The 705-nt window shown below is 72.5% G+C and carries 1 protein-coding gene; it reads left to right on the top strand.

Annotated elements, in window-relative coordinates; genetic code table 11:
- A partial coding sequence (locus tag GJV64_RS15175) for a PD-(D/E)XK nuclease family protein (protein ID WP_205599673.1) occupies window positions 1-705 on the top strand: 705 nt, incomplete at both ends.

The following is a 705-nucleotide window of genomic DNA, read 5'->3' as shown; positions in this document are numbered from 1 at the left end:
GCGGCTGCTGGCGCACCTCGAACGCGATGGCGCCACGATTGCGCGGCGCGATGACCTGCTGGATATTGCCCGCCGCATCGATGCCGGCGCCGGTGCGGCTGCGGCGGTGCCGCTGCCCAACCCGCCGCTGAAGCTGCGCCCGCGCCGGGTCAGCATCACCGAGATCGACACGCTGATCGCCGATCCCTTCGCCTTCCATGCCCGCCGCATCCTGGGGCTGGTGCCGCTCGATCCCATCGACCAGGACCCGACCGCCGCGCTGCGCGGCACGCTGGTGCACGACGTGCTGGAACGCTGGATCAAGGCCGGCCATGGCAAGCTGGATCAGCTGGAGCGCATCGCCACCGAGGTGCTGGAGGTGGAGGCGCGGCATTTCCCGCTGCTGGCCGCCGCCTGGGTGCCGCGCATGCGCGCCGCGCTGCGTTGGGCCGGCCAGCTGATCCTCGACCGCGAGAAGGACGGCTGGACGCAGATGCTGGCCGAGGTGAAGGGCGAGCTGCCGCTGCCCAACGGGATCACCCTTTCAGGGCGCGTGGACCGCGTGGACCGTCGCGACGGCGAGCTGCTGGTGGTGGACTACAAGACCGGGAAGCCGCCAACCATTGCCCGTGTGCGCGCGCTGGAGGCCAATCAGCTGGCGCTCGGCCTGGCGCTGGCCACCTCGGGCGCGCTGATCGGCGCCGATGGCCGGCCGCTGCCGGGGGG

It is taken from the genome of Sandarakinorhabdus rubra, assembly GCF_010994245.1.
Taxonomy (GTDB): Bacteria; Pseudomonadota; Alphaproteobacteria; order Sphingomonadales; family Sphingomonadaceae; genus Sandarakinorhabdus; species Sandarakinorhabdus rubra.
Note: the sequence above shows the minus strand (reverse complement) of the source record. Positions and strands in the feature narration are given on the sequence as shown.